Annotated in this window: 20 protein-coding genes and 3 pseudogenes; 13 read left to right on the top strand and 10 right to left on the bottom strand. The window is 67.8% G+C overall.

What is annotated here, in order from left to right; translation table 11 throughout:
- Positions 1-2: 2 nt before the first annotated feature.
- The 3 genes and pseudogenes from DL991_RS33205 to DL991_RS33195 all read right to left on the bottom strand — a co-directional run bounded on the left by DL991_RS33205 (position 3) and on the right by DL991_RS33195 (position 980).
- Positions 3-268 (bottom strand): annotated as a pseudogene (locus tag DL991_RS33205) (DUF4235 domain-containing protein).
- Positions 265-570, bottom strand: coding sequence for a DUF3618 domain-containing protein (locus DL991_RS33200; RefSeq protein WP_125788303.1), 306 nt, complete (start codon positions 568-570; stop codon positions 265-267). Before DL991_RS33200 ends, DL991_RS33205 begins: the two are co-directional and overlap by 4 nt.
- Positions 567-980: a phage holin family protein gene (locus tag DL991_RS33195; RefSeq protein ID WP_125788302.1), complete on the bottom strand. Its 414-nt coding sequence runs from the start codon at positions 978-980 to the stop codon at positions 567-569. The genes DL991_RS33200 and DL991_RS33195 overlap by 4 nt, the downstream gene beginning before the upstream one ends.
- 135 nt (positions 981-1,115) lie before the next feature.
- On the opposite strand from DL991_RS33195, the gene DL991_RS33190 reads away from it, so the two are divergent.
- The 3 genes from DL991_RS33190 to DL991_RS33180 all read left to right on the top strand — a co-directional run bounded on the left by DL991_RS33190 (position 1,116) and on the right by DL991_RS33180 (position 2,492).
- The gene (locus tag DL991_RS33190) at positions 1,116-1,577 is read left to right on the top strand and encodes an SRPBCC family protein (protein ID WP_125788301.1); all 462 of its coding nucleotides are present in this window, start codon (positions 1,116-1,118) and stop codon (positions 1,575-1,577) included.
- A gap of 94 nt (positions 1,578-1,671) precedes the next feature.
- Positions 1,672-2,133 carry a hypothetical protein gene (locus tag DL991_RS33185; protein ID WP_125788300.1) on the top strand — a complete coding sequence of 154 codons (462 nt, stop codon included), beginning with the start codon at positions 1,672-1,674 and terminating at the stop codon, positions 2,131-2,133.
- Between the two features lie 29 nt (positions 2,134-2,162).
- Entirely contained in the window at positions 2,163-2,492 is a 330-nt protein-coding gene (locus DL991_RS33180) for a DUF3140 domain-containing protein (protein WP_125788299.1), read from the top strand.
- A gap of 107 nt (positions 2,493-2,599) precedes the next feature.
- Here the strand turns inward: DL991_RS33180 and DL991_RS33175 are convergent, their stop codons facing one another.
- From DL991_RS33175 to DL991_RS33165, 3 genes are all read right to left on the bottom strand, one after another.
- Positions 2,600-3,187, bottom strand: coding sequence for a dihydrofolate reductase family protein (locus tag DL991_RS33175; protein WP_125788298.1), 588 nt, complete (start codon positions 3,185-3,187; stop codon positions 2,600-2,602).
- Positions 3,188-3,252: 65 nt separating this feature from the next.
- The gene (locus tag DL991_RS33170; RefSeq protein ID WP_125788351.1) at positions 3,253-4,074 is read right to left on the bottom strand and encodes a helix-turn-helix domain-containing protein; all 822 of its coding nucleotides are present in this window, start codon (positions 4,072-4,074) and stop codon (positions 3,253-3,255) included.
- 55 nt (positions 4,075-4,129) lie between these two features.
- Positions 4,130-4,918: a SigB/SigF/SigG family RNA polymerase sigma factor gene (locus tag DL991_RS33165; RefSeq protein ID WP_125788297.1), complete on the bottom strand. Its 789-nt coding sequence runs from the start codon at positions 4,916-4,918 to the stop codon at positions 4,130-4,132.
- Here DL991_RS33165 and DL991_RS43100 point away from each other — a divergent pair.
- Complete coding sequence (locus tag DL991_RS43100; protein WP_199746370.1) at positions 4,868-5,116, top strand: hypothetical protein; 249 nt, start codon at positions 4,868-4,870, stop codon at positions 5,114-5,116. The genes DL991_RS33165 and DL991_RS43100 overlap by 51 nt on opposite strands.
- Before the next feature lie 315 nt (positions 5,117-5,431).
- Here DL991_RS43100 and DL991_RS33155 read toward each other — a convergent pair whose 3' ends face one another.
- Positions 5,432-5,734: a plasmid stabilization protein gene (locus DL991_RS33155; RefSeq protein ID WP_125788295.1), complete on the bottom strand. Its 303-nt coding sequence runs from the start codon at positions 5,732-5,734 to the stop codon at positions 5,432-5,434.
- A gap of 110 nt (positions 5,735-5,844) precedes the next feature.
- On the opposite strand from DL991_RS33155, the gene DL991_RS33150 reads away from it, so the two are divergent.
- Together DL991_RS33150 and DL991_RS33145 are read left to right on the top strand one after the other, a co-directional pair.
- On the top strand, positions 5,845-6,807 hold the full coding sequence (locus DL991_RS33150; protein ID WP_125788294.1) for a TIGR03557 family F420-dependent LLM class oxidoreductase: 963 nt from the start codon (positions 5,845-5,847) through the stop codon (positions 6,805-6,807).
- Between the two features lie 80 nt (positions 6,808-6,887).
- On the top strand, positions 6,888-7,085 hold the full coding sequence (locus tag DL991_RS33145) for a hypothetical protein (protein WP_125788293.1): 198 nt from the start codon (positions 6,888-6,890) through the stop codon (positions 7,083-7,085).
- Here DL991_RS33145 and DL991_RS33140 read toward each other — a convergent pair.
- Positions 7,086-7,332 (bottom strand): annotated as a pseudogene (locus tag DL991_RS33140) (uracil-DNA glycosylase family protein); the annotation flags it as partial.
- Between DL991_RS33140 and DL991_RS33135 the strand changes: the two are divergent.
- Positions 7,332-7,688 (top strand): annotated as a pseudogene (locus tag DL991_RS33135) (cytochrome P450); the annotation flags it as partial. The pseudogenes DL991_RS33140 and DL991_RS33135 sit on opposite strands and share 1 nt — an antisense overlap.
- On the opposite strand, the gene DL991_RS33130 reads toward DL991_RS33135, so the two are convergent.
- Both DL991_RS33130 and DL991_RS33125 read right to left on the bottom strand, forming a co-directional pair.
- Positions 7,685-7,897: a helix-turn-helix transcriptional regulator gene (locus tag DL991_RS33130; protein WP_125788292.1), complete on the bottom strand. Its 213-nt coding sequence runs from the start codon at positions 7,895-7,897 to the stop codon at positions 7,685-7,687. The pseudogene DL991_RS33135 and the gene DL991_RS33130 sit on opposite strands and share 4 nt — an antisense overlap.
- Positions 7,897-8,376, bottom strand: coding sequence for a DUF2975 domain-containing protein (locus DL991_RS33125; protein WP_125788291.1), 480 nt, complete (start codon positions 8,374-8,376; stop codon positions 7,897-7,899). Before DL991_RS33125 ends, DL991_RS33130 begins: the two co-directional genes overlap by 1 nt.
- Before the next feature lie 474 nt (positions 8,377-8,850).
- Here DL991_RS33125 and DL991_RS33120 point away from each other — a divergent pair, with 474 nt between their 5' ends.
- From DL991_RS33120 to DL991_RS33095, 6 genes are all read left to right on the top strand, one after another.
- Positions 8,851-9,258 carry a VOC family protein gene (locus tag DL991_RS33120; RefSeq protein ID WP_125788290.1) on the top strand — a complete coding sequence of 136 codons (408 nt, stop codon included), beginning with the start codon at positions 8,851-8,853 and terminating at the stop codon, positions 9,256-9,258.
- A gap of 144 nt (positions 9,259-9,402) precedes the next feature.
- Positions 9,403-9,771, top strand: coding sequence for a hypothetical protein (locus tag DL991_RS33115; protein WP_233599143.1), 369 nt, complete (start codon positions 9,403-9,405; stop codon positions 9,769-9,771).
- A gap of 335 nt (positions 9,772-10,106) precedes the next feature.
- Positions 10,107-11,363, top strand: coding sequence for an ATP-grasp domain-containing protein (locus DL991_RS33110; RefSeq protein WP_125788289.1), 1,257 nt, complete (start codon positions 10,107-10,109; stop codon positions 11,361-11,363).
- Positions 11,364-11,422: 59 nt separating this feature from the next.
- On the top strand, positions 11,423-12,736 hold the full coding sequence (locus DL991_RS33105) for a lysine N(6)-hydroxylase/L-ornithine N(5)-oxygenase family protein (RefSeq protein ID WP_125788288.1): 1,314 nt from the start codon (positions 11,423-11,425) through the stop codon (positions 12,734-12,736).
- A gap of 25 nt (positions 12,737-12,761) precedes the next feature.
- Positions 12,762-13,127: a cupin domain-containing protein gene (locus DL991_RS33100; protein WP_125788287.1), complete on the top strand. Its 366-nt coding sequence runs from the start codon at positions 12,762-12,764 to the stop codon at positions 13,125-13,127.
- Between the two features lie 2 nt (positions 13,128-13,129).
- Positions 13,130-14,749, top strand: coding sequence for a class I tRNA ligase family protein (locus tag DL991_RS33095; protein ID WP_125788286.1), 1,620 nt, complete (start codon positions 13,130-13,132; stop codon positions 14,747-14,749).
- Positions 14,750-14,754: the final 5 nt, after the last annotated feature.

Genomic DNA, 14,754 nt, shown 5'->3' with positions numbered 1-14,754 from the left:
AGTCAGTCCTCCGTGGGCCAGTCGCCGGTCGCCTTGCGGTAGCCGACCGCGCCCGCCCGTTCGGTGGCGGCCTTGACCGCGCCGAAGATCGCGCCCTGCGCGGCGGCCGCGACTTCACCTGTGTCCAGGTGAAGTCGCGGTCCGTGGCGTCCGGCGCGTCTTCCTCGCCGCTCACGCGTTTCCAGATCTGCTTGAACGCGATCCCGGCGAGTATCCCGCCCGCGGCGCTGACGACCATGTTCAGCGGCTTGTAGAGAACCTTGTTCACGACGAAGACCTCTTTCGCATGATCAGCCGGATCGTCACGAGCAGTGCGAGAACACCGGCGAAGATCGGCAGGGGATTCGCGCGGACGACTTCGGTGCCCTGACGGAACTTCTCCGCCGCGGGCTCGGAGACCTTCTCGGAGATCGCGGCGCTCGCCTCGTCGACCTTGGCGTCGAGGTTGTCGTTCACCCTCGATTTGACGTCCAGTTTCCGGCCGAGCGCGTCGAGCGTCTCGGTGAGCTCTTCGCGGGTCACGTCGCGATCCGCGCGGGCTTCTTCCGCGTTCTTGGGGAAATCGTTCATGAGCGCACTCCTTGCTTGACGGTGTCGACGTCCTCGCGGACACCCGCGATGGCCTCTTCCGGCACCGGCGGGGTTCCGCTGGTGATCTCCTTCTTGCCGATGAGGGCGGAAATGCCGCCGATCAGCAGCAGCGCCGCGCCGGTCACCACGGCCGCCAGCCACGCGGGCATGACCATGGCGAGTGCCAGCACGGCAGCGGCGATCAGGGTCGCGAGGCCGAAGAGCGCGAAAATGCCCGCGGCACCGAACAATCCGGCGCCGGCCCCCATTTTCTTCCCTTTGCTCTGCAACTCGAACACGGCGAGCCGCATTTCGTCGCGGACCAGGTGCTTGACCTCGTCGCTCAGGTCGGAAACCAGTTCGCCGACCGACTTTTCCCCGGACGGCTTCCGGTGGGTTTCTTCGATCATGGAGCACCTCCTCGGAGCGTTCTGCCCGGCGGGTACCCGGCGTCCCGCCCGGTCAATCACAGCGTGTTTCGCCCCGCTGAGCGCCGGGTAGCCGGGGAGTGCCGGCTCGAAAAGACCGAACCGACAGGAGGATGCATGAGCACGATCACCGAAATGGTGGACGTCCAAGTCCCGGTGAAGACCGCGTACAACCAGTGGACCCAGTTCGAGAGCTTCCCCCAGTTCATGGAAGGTGTCGAGGAGATCCGCCAGATCGACGCGACACACACCCACTGGGTGACCAAGTTCGGTGGGGTGAGCCGGGAATTCGACGCGACCATCACCGAACAACATCCCGACGAGCGCGTCGCGTGGACGTCGGACTCCGGTCCCGACCACGCGGGCGTCATCACCTTCCATCGCCTTGACGACAACAAAACCCGTGTCACGGCGCAGATGGAGATCGACCCGGAGGGCTTCGCCGAGAACGTCGCCGACAAACTCGGTGTGCTCGACCGCCGGGTCAAGGGCGACATGAAGCGGTTCAAGGAGTTCATCGAGAGCCGCGGCCGCGAGTCCGGCGCGTGGCGCGGTGACGTGGACCGCCCAGGCAGCTGATCATCACCCGGGACCTCCCCTGGAAGACGGCGTTTTCCCGGGGGAGGTCCCGGGTATCTCAAGGGCGAGTCCATTACGAAGGGAGCGTTCCGGCATGACTACCAACGCATACGTGGCCTTCCTCGTCATCGGGGTGGCTCTGGTCATGCTCGACGGTCTGATCATCTACCAGAGCGGTAAGCGCTACCTGCGAGGTTCCCACGGCGACCCGGCCGCGGGCGCGTCCATGACGTGGCTCGTCACGGTGTTGTTCCATCTCGCGACGCTGGGCGTTTTGGCGCTGCTGTCGACCGTCGACATCGGGGGCAGCGACCTTCCGGGTGTGGTGGGCAGGCTGGGCGTTCTGTTGCTGGTCCTGGCCGTCGCGCACGCGATCACGCTCAGCGTGCTTTCGCGGATCCGTGGGGAGCAAGAGGCCGAAGCGGTCATCAACCGGCCGAAGCGCGTCGAGCCCGAGCAACAGGGCACGACGGTGACGCCGGTGCCCGGCCAGGACGGTCGTTACCCGGCCGCGAGCCCGTCCATCGAACAGCGGGCGCCGTACACGACACCGTAGGAAGTCGAGTGCTGGCAGGAGGTTTCGCCGTGCACGAGATCGAAGACGAACTGTGGGAAGAATTCCACCGCGTGGTCAACATGACTTCGCGGGAACTGGCCGAGTGGTTGCGCACGCGGTCGGCCGACCCCGAGGACGAAGCACTGCCGGACCAGGCGGGTACCCCGACCGGACGGCATGTGCTCGGCATCCTCGGCAAACGCAGGACCGACCTCACCGCCGACGACGAACGGGTGATGCGCTCGGTCGTCCAGCGGGTGGCGGACGAGCGACGCGACGATCTGGAACCGGTCGCGGGCGAGGCGCACTGGCGGCACAAGCTGATGTCGATCGGGCACGATCCGCTCAAGCCCGCTTGACCGTGGCGGATGGCTTGCGCCCCCTCGGAAGTCCGTGAAGGCCTCCTTGAGGGACTCTGGGTCCCTCAAGGAGGCCTTCACGGACCTTCGGCAGCCCGAATCGCCACTCACGACCCCCGGCGCACCTGGTAGCGCAGATGAAGCACCCGGTCGCCCTGGATCACCACGTCGGGATCCTCCAGCAGATGCCGCGCGTCGACCGGCCCGAAGTAGCGCTTGCCGGACCCGAACACCACGGGTACGACGTCCATGCGCACCTCGTCGACCAGGCCCGCGGCGAGCGCCTGGCCACCGACGTCGCCGGCGGCGACCTCGACCAAGCGGTCCCCCGCGAGCTCCTGCGCCTTGGCCACGGCCGCCTCGACGCCGTCGACGAAGTGAAACGGCGCCTCCGGGTCCCAGCCCTCGGGCGACGGCCGGTGCGTCACGACGACCACGTGGTCGATCCCGCTCGGCGGCTTCCCGTCCCAGCCGTCCGTCAGGTCGAAGACGTGGCGGCCGGCGATCGTCACCCCGATCTGGTCCCAGTAAGGCCGGGTGTGGTCGTAGGAGGCCTGCGACACCTTCAGCGCGCCGCTCTCGTCCAACGGGACGTCACCGCCGGACAACCAGTCGAACAGCGGCCCCGGCTGGTCGTTCTCGTCCGCGACGAAGCCGTCCACCGACACCGAGCCGTACATGACCACCTTGCTCACGGGGCGCTCCTCTGCTTGGGGAGCCCTCAAATTAGCGTGTCGTGAGCTGCCGCTCTTGTAAGAAATCAATCGGCGGGCAGCGGCCAGCCGTCCAGCGTGTGGCCGGGATGTTCGCGCAGGAACCGCCGCCGGACTTCGAGGTACCGGGTCGGGGTGAGCCCGGTGAACGCCCGGAACTCGTGGCCGAAGTGGGCCTGGTCGAAGTACCCCGCGCGACCGGCGAGGTCGCCCCAGTCGACCGGTCCGGTGGGATCGATCGCGAACACGGTGGCGGTGAAGCGGTAGGTGCGGGCCAGCCGTTTCGGCGTGACGCCGACGATCTCCTTGAACCGCCGTGCCAGATGAGTGCCGCTGACACCGGCCGCCTCGCTCAGATCGCCGATCGCCACCGCCCCGCCTGCCGCCGCGATGACACTGCTCGTATGGCGGACCAGCCCCAGGCCGTCGGTTTCGCACAGCCGCCGCATCAGCTCCTCCTCGAGCAGCGTCAGCGTCTCGTGCGGTCCGTCCGCGGTGGCCAGCCGATCCCGCAGCTCGGTGACGGCGGGCCGTCCCCAAACCTGCTCCACCGTCACCGGCCGGTCACACAGCTCGGCCGCGGGCATCGGCAGGAACGGCGCCGGCCCCCACGGCTTGAAGTGCACGCCGACGGACCGGGACCGTGCTGGATAGCCGAACTCCCACGCGCGAGTGGGCGTGGTGACCACGCAGCCGTCGGCGTACTCGGCCGTCTCGATGTCGGTCACGGCACGGATCCGGAACGGCGCCCCGAGGTTGACGATGAGCAACGCCGACGGCGACGGCGGCAGTGTCAGCCGGGCGTACGGCGGCGAACCCTCCAGGTAGTAGAGGTCGTCGATCAGCCCGTCCAGCGGCGGTCGCGGCACTCTGGACACGTACTTCACGCACACAGCATCGCATCGCGCGCCGGGATGCGGAGCCTTACTCCGAGAGCTTGCCCCGCAACTGGTCCAGCGTCTGCGCGAGAAGGCGCGACACGTGCATCTGCGAGATGCCGATCCGTTCCGCGATCTGCGTCTGCGTGTAACCGCCGAAGAAGCGCATCACGAGGATCGCGCGCTCCCGTTTCGGGAGTTCCCGCAGCAGCGGTTGCAGCGCCTCGTGGTTCTCCACCAGAGCCATCTCGTGGTCCTCTTCGCCGATCGTGTCGGCGAGCGAAAGGGCCTCGGTGGCGTTGTCATGGACCGGCTTGTCGACCGACAACGTCTGGTACGCCTGGCCTGCGAGCAGCCCTTCGCGCACTTCGTTGACCTCGAGCCCGAGATATTCGGCGAGTTCGGTCGGGGTCGGCGCGCGGCCGAGCCGCTGGGACAGCGCGGCCGTGCCCTGGCTGAGGGAGACGTGGAGTTCCTTGAGCCGCCTCGGCACCCGGACCGACCAGCCGGTGTCCCGGAAATGCCGCCGGACCTCGCCCATGATGGTCGGGACGGCGAAGGAGAGGAAGTCGTGCCCGCGGCCGGGATCGAAACGGTCGACCGCGTTGATCAGGCCGATCCGCGCCACCTGCACCAGATCTTCCCTTGGCTCGCCCCGGCCGGAGAACCGGGTGGCGATGTGCTCGGCGAGCGGCAGCAGTTCGGTGACGAGGCGGGCACGCAGATCCTGGCGGCGTCCGGAATCCTCCGGCAACGAGGACATCTCGTCGAAGAGGACTCCGCAATGAGCGTAGTCGTCCGCCTGCCGCGTGAGGGTCTTGCGCTCGCCGCTCACCCGTCGCTCGTTCCCGGGGCCAGGACGAGGTCGATCGTCGTCGTACCCCCCAGTTCGCCGGGAATCGGCTCGCATCGTGCGGCCACCGAGCCGGCCAAGGTCGTCAGGACGTGCCAGCCGAACGTCGTCTCGCTCGGCAAGAAGGGCTTCGCCGTCCGTGTCGAGATCGAGACGGCGATTCCTTCCGGTACCTCGTGAAACACACAACAAAGTACGGCTCCCAGTGCAGCGGGCTGGACAAGTTGGGAACAGGCTTCGTCGACGGCCATCTTCGCGTCTGAAATGGCGTCCAAGCCGAAGTCCGCACGGGACACCACACCGTGGGTGAGCGTGCGGACAAGGGGAATCTGCTCCGCCTCGGCAGGAAGGCGGAGTTCGACCCGGTCGGACAGCCCGTCCGACTGTGGCCGGGTTTGGGGAGTCAGGCCGCCCCGTCCGTGTGCATCCATTATGAAACCCATCCGTCCGTGGCCGTGGGGTGATCGCGGCGGGAACTCGCCGCGAGACGCTTGATCAACGGCCCAGGGCGCGCTGAAGCTCCTTTTTGGACATCTTCGACCCGCCCTCGACGTTGCGCTGCTTCGCTTCGTTGTAGAGCTGGTCCTCGGTCGGGCCGTCCGGGCCCAAGCGGTTCCCGGACCGTATGCCGCCCCGCCGCCGAGGTGACATGTCCTGGAGGGATGTCCGGCTCGCCTCGCGCGACTCGCCCGCCCGCGCGCGGTTCTTGTTGACCGTGCGCGCGGCGATCTCCTCGGCCGAATCCTTGATGTGCTCGTACTGACGTTCTCGTTTGTCGCTCCAAGCCTGCTGCGGCATCGCGCCTCCTCTCTTCCCGGGTCAGGTACCCCGTTCGATTCGCCGGATAAACGTCCGGTTGACCCCGGGAACGGGCGGGTACGCGGGGGTCGGACGCGAAGGAGGCTTCGATGCGCATCGGCTACACACTCATGACCGAACAAACCGGCCCGAAGGACCTGGTGAGCTACGCCGCCGGGGCCGAGAAGGCGGGTTTCGACTTCGAGGTGATGAGCGACCACTATTCGCCCTGGCTGGACGCGCAGGGACATTCGCCGTACGCGTGGAGCGTGCTGGGAGCGGTCACCCAGAGCACCGAACGGGTCGAACTGATGACCTTCGTGACGTGCCCGACCATGCGTTATCACCCGGCGGTGGTGGCGCAGAAGGCGGCGACCGTGCAAGCGCTGTCGGACGGCCGGTTCACGCTCGGGCTCGGTGCGGGGGAGAACCTCAACGAGCACGTCGTCGGACGCGGCTGGCCGCCGACGAACGTCCGCCACGAGATGCTCGCCGAGGCGGTCCAGATCATCGGCGGGCTGTTCGACGGCGGGTACTTCAACTACGCGGGTGACCACTTCCGGGTGGACTCGGCGAAGCTCTGGGACCTCCCGGAGCAGCGCGTCCCGATCGCCGTCGCGGTGTCCGGGTCGCAGTCGGTGACGCGGTTCGCGCCGATCGCCGACGCGATGATCGCGGTGGAACCGGACGGATCGCTGGGCGGGGAGTGGGACGCCACCAGACTCGGCCCGCCCGGCAGGAAGATCGCGCAGATGCCGGTGTCCTGGGGTGAAGACCGCGACGCCGCGATCCAGCGGGCGCACGAACAGTTCCGCTGGTTCGCCGGCGGCTGGAAGGTCAACGCCGAACTGCCGGGGCCCGCGGGGTTCGCCGGGGCCACCCAGTTCGTCAAACCGGAGGACGTCGCCGCGGCCATCCCGTGCGGATCCGACGTCGACCGGATCGTGAAGCAGGCGGGCGAATTCGAGGCGGCCGGGTTCACCGACCTCGCCCTGATCCAGATCGGCGGCGACCAGCAGGAAGGCTTCCTCCGGTTCGCCGAGGACACGCTGCTGCCGGCGTTGCGAGGGTGATTCACCCGGAACGGGAGTGTGCGAACCCGCGGACGCGGGTACCAATGCGGCACGTCGTCCTTCACCCAAAGGGGGAACTGATGAACAACGAACTCGGACTTCATCCGGTACCCGACCTGTTGCCGGAAGGCCAGGACACGCCGGAACAGGAGGCGATCCGCCGCAAGGCGGCCCTCGCCGTGGCTTCACGGGCGAGGAGTGCCGAAGACTGCGCGACCCTGCTGGACATGCTCGGCCTGCACGACGGCGGCGGCAGCAGTAGCTCCGAAGTGGCTTGATCAGCGACCGCGCGCCGTGACGAGGTCCGCGACGAAGGCCTGATAGGCCTCGTCGCGGTCCGGCACGCGTAGCACCGCGGACGGGTGCACCGTGGCGACCGCGGTGATGTCGAACTCCGCCAGCTCGATCCGCTCCCCGCGGCTTCGGGTGACGCGGAAGTCGTCGCCGAGCAGCGCCTTCGCCGCGGTCGCGCCGAGGAAGATCAGCAGCTCCGGGATGGACCGCCGCCAGTTCGGCGTGCAGCCACCCCGGCCCTGCTGCGCGAGATCACGGCCGAGACCGTCTGGGGTCGCGCGGGAACGACGATCCTGATCTTCACCCCGTTCTTCCACCGCGACCCCGAATCCCTGCCCTGCGCCGACCGGTTCGAACCCGGGATCTGGCTCGACGGCAGCGCGGCGGCCAATCCGGCGTTGGTCCCGTTCAGCGCCGGACCGGCCATTTGTCCCGGCCGGGATCTGGTGCTGTTCTGCGCGAGCACGATGCTGGCGCACCTGATCCGGGATCGCCGCTTCGAACTGGCCTCCGGCGGCGTACTCGGGCCGGAGCGGCCACTGCCCGCGACGCTGGACAACTTCCACCTGAAGTTCTCGGCGGCCTAGGACTCGTCTTCGACCCACTCGAGCAGATCGCCGGGCTGGCATTCGAGCACCCGGCACATCGCTTCGAGGGTGCTGAACCGGACGGCCTTGGCGCGCCCGTTCTTCAGCACCGCCACGTTCGCCGGGGTCAGCCCGACGAGTTCGGCGAACTCGCCGACACTCATCTTGCGCTTGGCCAGTTCGACGTCGATGCGGACGACGATCGGCATCAGATCACCTGCTCCAGATCGGACCGCAGGGTGGTGGCCTGGCGCAGCAGCGTGCGCATCACGACCATGAGGAGGCCCAGCACGGCGACGCCGATCAACGCCAGGAACAACAGCAACGGCAGACCCGGGTCTTCGGCGTTGAAACCGACGTAGAGGAACACGCCCGCCAGCACCACCCAGCCGGCGAGGATCGCCCACACGATGGCGTCCACCCACCGCAGGGACGCCTCGGTGAAGATCTGGTCCTTCTTGACCAGGGTGAGCAGTTGCCAGGTGGCGACGACCACGACCTGCACGCACAGCACCCAGAAGATGGAGACCGCCGTCGCCGGCCAGCGCAAGTACGCCATCTCCGGGTCCTGTCGCGCCATATGCGCGAACTGCCCCGGCAGGGACATGGTCTGGAAGAGGACCAGGATCCCGAACAACAGCAGGAGGAACACTCTGAGCGGCGCGACGGCCCGTTGCCCTGTGATCATGCATCGAGTTTCGCGCGTTATCTATCGAAAGTCAATCGGTTGACATCGAAGTTCGATGACTCATGGTCAAGGAGGCATCGAACGGCCCCGATTTCGGGACGCGGCCGGTGAGAGCGGTGACCTACGACGATCTCGGCGGGCCGGGCCGACGATGGAGGATTCGGGACACTCAACGTCCCGAATCTTCCCCGCTCACCGGGGTACTGAGCCGAGGTCGCGCGGAGGTGCCCAGGCCGAGGCGCATCAGCAGACGCGGTCATGCCACGCCGCCCGTCGCCGGGGTATCCGAAGTGCGGGCATACGCGGACACTGAATCGGCATTCGCGACGAGTCCATGAGGGAATCGCTCACCGCATTCGGTGAAGGGGTTGAATTTTCGTTGTGCGAAGGAATTCACCCGGCGGTAGCTCAGCCGTTGTCGCGCCAGGAGGGGTCTGTCAGGATGCTCGTGACCCGACCAGAAGGAGCGTTCCAGTGGCTTCCCGTCTCAATCCTTACATCAGCTTCGCCGGCGACGCCCGGCAGGCCATGGAGTTCTACAAGTCGGTGTTCGGCGGAGAACTGACGCTGAATACGTTCGGTGAATCCGGGATGGCCGGTTCGCCGGTGGAGAACCAGATCATGCACAGTCAGCTCGACACGCCGAGCGGCTACACGATCATGGCGTCGGACACGCCGCCGGGAATGGAGCACAAACCGGGCACCAACCTGTCGGTCAGCCTCAGCGGCGATGACGGCGGGGAATTGCGCGGATACTGGGAGAAGCTGTCCGCCGACGGCACGGTTTCGGTTCCGTTCGAAAAGCAGATGTGGGGTGACGAATTCGGTGCCTGCACCGACAAGTTCGGCATCTCGTGGATGGTGAACGTCATCCAGTCCTAGGGCTTTCCGGCCCGATCCACCCCCTGCCGAAGCTCCTGGCTTCCGGGGACTTCAGGCCTCGATCACGCGGTTCTTGTCACGGCACCGGTGAAATCGCCGTTCTCCTCCGGAGAGGGTCCGGCGGTTTCATCGGGAGGCAAGGATATGAACAGGATGATCGCGGTACTGCTGGTTTCGGCCGGTGCCGTCGCTTCCGTCGTGGGACTGGGCGGTTGTGGTACACCGACCGCCGGTACACCGATCACCGTGGTGCGCGAGATCGCACCTCCCTCGACCACCACCGCCGTTGTCGTCGCACCGCCGCCGCCCGCTTCGGTGGTCGTGGTGGAGCCACCGACGACGGTCACGCGGGCGCCCGCCGTCCAGCGCCTCACTTCGTGCCGGCGGCTTCTCGCCGAGGGTTACTCCTTCGAGTACGCGTTCAGCGCCTGGGTGAACGCGGGCCGTCCGCTGAGCTGGGACGCCGATCGTGACGGATACCCGTGCGAGCAGTCCTACGGGAACCGGAACTAGGCGGGTCCGCCCATCCCCTGAAGTCCGTGAAGGCACCCGCGCCGTAAGTGTCTAGGGCGTACTGAGGTTCTGTTGAGGGGTAAGGCAAGGGTGGCGTGGTCGGTGCCGGGGGTCGTGAGTGGCGTTTCGGGTTAGAACCCGAATCGCCACTCACGACCCCCTCGCGCCTGACACGGCACGTTCGACCTCCTTGGGCCTGACCGCCATTACCGCTCACCAGGCACACCAGCGCCACGCGTCGGCGTTGATTGTTCTTCCCGAATCAAGGGTTCCGGTCAACCCGTCCCCGGGATGTAGTAGCCCGCGACGAAGCGACGGGCTGGTGGGGAGAGGGAATGAGCTCAGCGGAGGGTGTTGTCCTGGTGATCGGCTGCGGAGCGCGGCCGTACCGGGAGTACCTGTTGGCGTCGGCCGGGCACCGGCATCCCTTGTGGCTGTTCAATGGGACCGAGCCGACCTGGCAGGAGCGCTACATCACCGGCGCGACGGTGCTGGACACGCAGGACCAGGACGCCGTGCTGGCCGAGGCCCGCGCGCTCCACGCCACGACGCCGGTGCTCGGCGTGGTGTCCTGGGACGAGGCGTTGATCGTGGCGGCGGCACACGTCGCGGACGAACTCGGCGTGCCGGGCCCGGGGATCTCCGCGATCGAGGGCTGCCGTGACAAGTGGTTCAGCCGCCGGACGCTCACCGCGGCAGGCGTCGCCCAGCCCGATTTCGGCTTCGTGCACGACGAGGACCAGGCGGTCCGCGTGGCGGAGCGGATCGGGTTCCCGGTCGTGGTCAAGCCGCGTGGGGGAGGCGCCAGCATCGGCGTCAGTCTCGCGGAAGACGCCGGCGCGGTGCGGAAGGCGTTCCACACCGCCGAGGACGCCAGCTTCGACGGCTCTCCCGCGTACATGGGCGGAGCGCTGGTCGAGGAGTACCTGAGCGGTCCGGAGATCAGCGTGGACGGCGCCGTCGTGGACGGTGAGTACACGCCGATGTTCGTGGCGCGCAAGACGGTCGGCATGCACCCGTACTTCGAGGAACTCGGTCATCTGGTCAGCTCCGCGGACGAACTGCTCGCCGACCCGGCCCTCTGCTCGACGCTGGCCCGCGCGCACAGCGCGATCGACTTCCGGTACGGCATCACCCACACCGAACTCAAGCTCACCGAACGCGGACCGGTGATCGTGGAGATCAACGGCAGGCTCGGCGGGGACCTGATCCCGTTGCTCGCCAAGTTCGCGACCGGGGTCGACCCTGGCGCGGCCGCGGTCGACGTCGCGCTCGGCATGCGTCCCCATCTCCCGCACGAGGCCGAGCCCCGCTGGGTCGGCGTGCGGTTCGGTTACCCGAAACAGGACTGTGTCGTCGAGTCCGTGTCCGTCCCGGGTTCCCTGCGGGACAACGGAATCCTCGCCGCCGACGCGCTCGTCGAGCCGGGCGCGCGCCTGCGCCTGCCGCCGGCGGCGTTCATCTCGCGGCACGCGTACGTGATCTGCGCGGGCGCCGATCCCGAAGACTGCGAGGCGGTTCTGGACAAGGCCATGGCCCAGGTCCGGCTGACCGCGCACCCGCTGCTGCCCGCGGTCGCCGCCGGTGGCTGATCGCGCACGCGCACCGCAGAACACCCTTCCCAGCACTCTCAACGATGGCGGAGCAAACAATGGCGAACCGTGATGTCGAGCTGCTCGCAGTCGGAGCAGGACCGTCCAACCTGGCCCTCGCCGTGGCGCTGGAGGAGCTCGCGCCCGGCCTGGCCCGCGAATCGGTCCTGCTCGAACGCGACGAAGAGGTCTCCTGGCAGCGGGGGATGCTCCTGCCGGAGGCGCTGTCGCAGGTCTCGTTCCTCAAGGATCTGGTGACCCTGCGCAATCCGCGCAGCCGCTTTTCCTTCCTCAACTACCTGCACGCCACCAACCGGCTCAACGAGTTCGTGAACATGGGCAGCTTCGTCCCGTACCGGGTGGAGCTCGCCGACTATCTCAAGTGGACGGCCGACTCGCTTTCGCTGGTGGATCTGCAGCGCGGCCGGGAATGCCGCGAGATCACTCCCGTGTGGACGGACGGCACGCTCACCGGCTGGGACACCCGCGTCGCCGACGGCGAGGTCATCCGCAGCCGGTACCTGGTGGTCGGCGCCGGCCGCGACGCGCGGATCCCCGACCGGCTCCGGACGGTGAACCAGGACCGCGTCATCCACAGCACGCAGTACCTGCCGAGGATCGCGAAGCTGCGCAAGGACCTTCCGTACCGCGTCGCGGTGATCGGCGCCGGGCAGAGCGCGGCGGAACTGTTCAGCTCGGTGCAGACCGATCTGCCCGAATGCAAGCCGACCATGGTGATGCGTTCGATCGGCCTGAACTACTACGAGAGCAGCAAGTTCAACAACGAGCTGTTCTTTCCGTCCCATGTGGACACGTTCTTCGGCTCGCGGCCGGAAGCCCGCGAACAGATGCTCAAGGAGATGCACCACACGAACTACTCCGGGCTGGCGCCGGGCACGATGGACGCGCTCTACCGCTCCGTCTACCTGGACCGCCTCTCCGGCCGTTCCCGGCTGCGGATGATCACCATGGCCGACCTCACCGACGCCCGTGACGAGGGCGACGAGATCGTGCTGGAACTGACCGACCGGCGCACCGGCGAGACGCAGGAACTGCGCACCGACCTCGTGCTGCTCGGCACCGGTTTCTCCCCGGAGATGCCGAAGATGGTCCAAGAGATCGCGAAGTCGATCGGCCTCTCGGAGATCAAGGTGACCCGCGACTACCGGTTGGAGATCGACCAGCCCGCCACCGCGGCCGTGTACCTCCAGGGCGTCAACGAGGCCACGCACGGGATCGCGGACTCGCTGCTGAGCGTCCTCGCCCCGCGCGCCAACGACATCCTGCAGGACATCCTCACCCTCCGTGGCGAAAACCCCTCGGTGCCGCCGCAGCCGACGTCGGACACCGCGCCCATCGTCGCCACCCGCTGAGTCCCAGGAAAGGAAGAAGACAGTCATGGAGATCCGTCCGCTCGAGCGGGAAAAGATGGTCTTCGAGAACGGAGCCTACGGCCAGCGGCTCCTGCCGTGGGCGGCGCTGAACGCGCCGTTCGAAGGCGCGTGGGTCACCGTGCCGGCGCACGGCGCGACGGGTGCGCATTCCCACCACGAGTACGAGATCTTCATCGCCGTCAACGGGGAGGCGGTCGTCGAGTCCGGGGGAGAGCGCCGCGCCTTCCGCCCCGGTGACGTCGAGTTCCACCAGCCCGGCACGGAGCACCGCATCCTCAACGACGGCGCCGAGGACTTCGAGATGTACGCGATCTGGTGGGACTCCGACATGACGGCGAAGTTCGCCGCCCGGCATGCGGAAGAGTCGTGAGCATGGCCGACACGCGACCGGTGGTGATCATCGGCGGCCCCCCGACGTCCAACGGAGACCTGCACATCGGGCATATCGCCGGCCCGTACCTCGGTGCCGACGTGCACCGGCGGTACCTGCGGGCGGCGGGCCGCGAGGCCGTGTTCGCCTCGTGCACCGACGACAGCCAGACCTACCTCGTCACCAGCGCGGCCCGGGTCGGGCAGACGCCGCCCGAACTGGTGGAGCAGTCGACCGAGAACATCCAGCGCACGTTCGAGGCGATGGGCGTCGAGGTCGACGGCTTCTCGCCGACCGACGACGGCTACAAGGCGCTGGTCTACGACTACGTCAAACGCCTGTACGACAAGGGAAAGCTCCGCCTGCGCAAGGTGCGGCTGCCGTACAGCGAGAGCAGGGGCGAGTTCCTGGTCGAGGGTTTCGTCGGCGGTGGCTGCCCGACGTGCCTCGCCGACAGCCGCGGCGGATTCTGCGAGGGCTGCGGGCATCCGATCGACTTCGACGCGCTGATCGAGCCGTACTCGGTGCTCGACCCCGCCGACGAGGTGACCTACCGTGAGACCGAGATCATGGTCTTCCCCGTCTCGGAGTACCGCGAGCAGCTCCTCGCCTACTACGAGGAACGCGGTCCCGCGTGGCGACCGCACGTGCTCGGGCTCATGCGGGAACTGCTGGCCGGGCCGCTGCCCGATTTCGCCATCACGTACCCGGTGAAGTGGGGCCTGCCGGCGCCGTTCCTCCAGACGCCGGGGCAACGGCTCAACGCGTGGGTCGAGGGTATGCCCGCCTCGATGTACTGCACCGAGTACGCGTTGCGGCGCAACGGGAAACCGAAGGCCGCCGCCGACGACGCCTGGCTCGCGGAGAACGACGCGCGAGTCGTGGTGTTCATGGGGTTCGACCCGCTGTTCACCTGGGGCGTCGTCCACGTCGCCGAGCTGATGGCCCTCGAGGGCCGCTATGTCCTCCCGGACACGCTGCTGGTCAACGAGTTCTACGAACTGGAGAACGAGAAGTTCTCCACCAGCAAGGGACATGTGGTCTGGGCCAGGGACCTCGCGGCCGAGGTGCCCCGCGACATCGCGCGGTTCCACCTCAACCTCACCGCCCCCGAGTTCGCGCGGACCAACTTCTCCCGCGCCGCGCTGGAGAAGGTCGCGGGGGAGCGGCTGGTCGCGCCCTGGAACGAACTCGCCGAGACGCTGGCCAAACTCACCGCCGAGGTCGGCGGGGAGAACGGCTCGCTCCCGGTGTCGGCCGAGGCCACCGAACGCGCGGCCGCGATGGTCTCCCGGTTCGCCTTGAACTACGAACTCGAGGACTTCAGCCTCAGCCGGGCCGCCGATCTGGTTGTGCAGCACGTCGAACGCCTGCGGGCGGCGACGGAACGCACGCTGAAGGGCAACCTCGACCAGGAGATGCTCCGCGCGAGGCTCGGCGACCTCTTCCTCGAACTGCGGGCACTGATCGGCTGCGCGTCGCCGATCCTGATCGACCTCGCCGAGCGTGCCGCCGAGGCAGGCGGGTTCGAACTCAGGATCGCCGCGGCCGCCTTCGACGTCACGCACACCACGGCCTTCACCGTGCCACCACTGGAATTCCCCCCGACGAGCGAGGTCTGAGACCC

Origin of the sequence: Amycolatopsis sp. WAC 01375 (genome assembly GCF_003947325.1) — a bacterium.
Lineage (GTDB): Bacteria > Actinomycetota > Actinomycetes > Mycobacteriales > Pseudonocardiaceae > Amycolatopsis.
Note: the sequence above shows the minus strand (reverse complement) of the source record. Positions and strands in the feature narration are given on the sequence as shown.

Excerpts from the sequence above, each read along its gene's own strand:
- DL991_RS33200 (WP_125788303.1), bottom strand. The coding sequence starts at position 570 with ATGAACGATTTCCCCAAGAACGCGGAAGAAGCCCGCGCGGATCGCGAC.
- DL991_RS33195 (WP_125788302.1), bottom strand. The coding sequence starts at position 980 with ATGATCGAAGAAACCCACCGGAAGCCGTCCGGGGAAAAGTCGGTCGGC.
- DL991_RS33190 (WP_125788301.1), top strand. The coding sequence starts at position 1,116 with ATGAGCACGATCACCGAAATGGTGGACGTCCAAGTCCCGGTGAAGACC.
- DL991_RS33185 (WP_125788300.1), top strand. The coding sequence starts at position 1,672 with ATGACTACCAACGCATACGTGGCCTTCCTCGTCATCGGGGTGGCTCTG.
- DL991_RS43100 (WP_199746370.1), top strand. The coding sequence starts at position 4,868 with ATGAGCGTAGTCGTCCGCCTGCCGCGTGAGGGTCTTGCGCTCGCCGCT.
- DL991_RS33155 (WP_125788295.1), bottom strand. The coding sequence starts at position 5,734 with ATGCCGCAGCAGGCTTGGAGCGACAAACGAGAACGTCAGTACGAGCAC.
- DL991_RS33150 (WP_125788294.1), top strand. The coding sequence starts at position 5,845 with ATGCGCATCGGCTACACACTCATGACCGAACAAACCGGCCCGAAGGAC.
- DL991_RS33145 (WP_125788293.1), top strand. The coding sequence starts at position 6,888 with ATGAACAACGAACTCGGACTTCATCCGGTACCCGACCTGTTGCCGGAA.
- DL991_RS33130 (WP_125788292.1), bottom strand. The coding sequence starts at position 7,897 with ATGCCGATCGTCGTCCGCATCGACGTCGAACTGGCCAAGCGCAAGATG.
- DL991_RS33125 (WP_125788291.1), bottom strand. The coding sequence starts at position 8,376 with ATGATCACAGGGCAACGGGCCGTCGCGCCGCTCAGAGTGTTCCTCCTG.
- DL991_RS33115 (WP_233599143.1), top strand. The coding sequence starts at position 9,403 with ATGAACAGGATGATCGCGGTACTGCTGGTTTCGGCCGGTGCCGTCGCT.
- DL991_RS33110 (WP_125788289.1), top strand. The coding sequence starts at position 10,107 with ATGAGCTCAGCGGAGGGTGTTGTCCTGGTGATCGGCTGCGGAGCGCGG.
- DL991_RS33105 (WP_125788288.1), top strand. The coding sequence starts at position 11,423 with ATGGCGAACCGTGATGTCGAGCTGCTCGCAGTCGGAGCAGGACCGTCC.
- DL991_RS33100 (WP_125788287.1), top strand. The coding sequence starts at position 12,762 with ATGGAGATCCGTCCGCTCGAGCGGGAAAAGATGGTCTTCGAGAACGGA.
- DL991_RS33095 (WP_125788286.1), top strand. The coding sequence starts at position 13,130 with ATGGCCGACACGCGACCGGTGGTGATCATCGGCGGCCCCCCGACGTCC.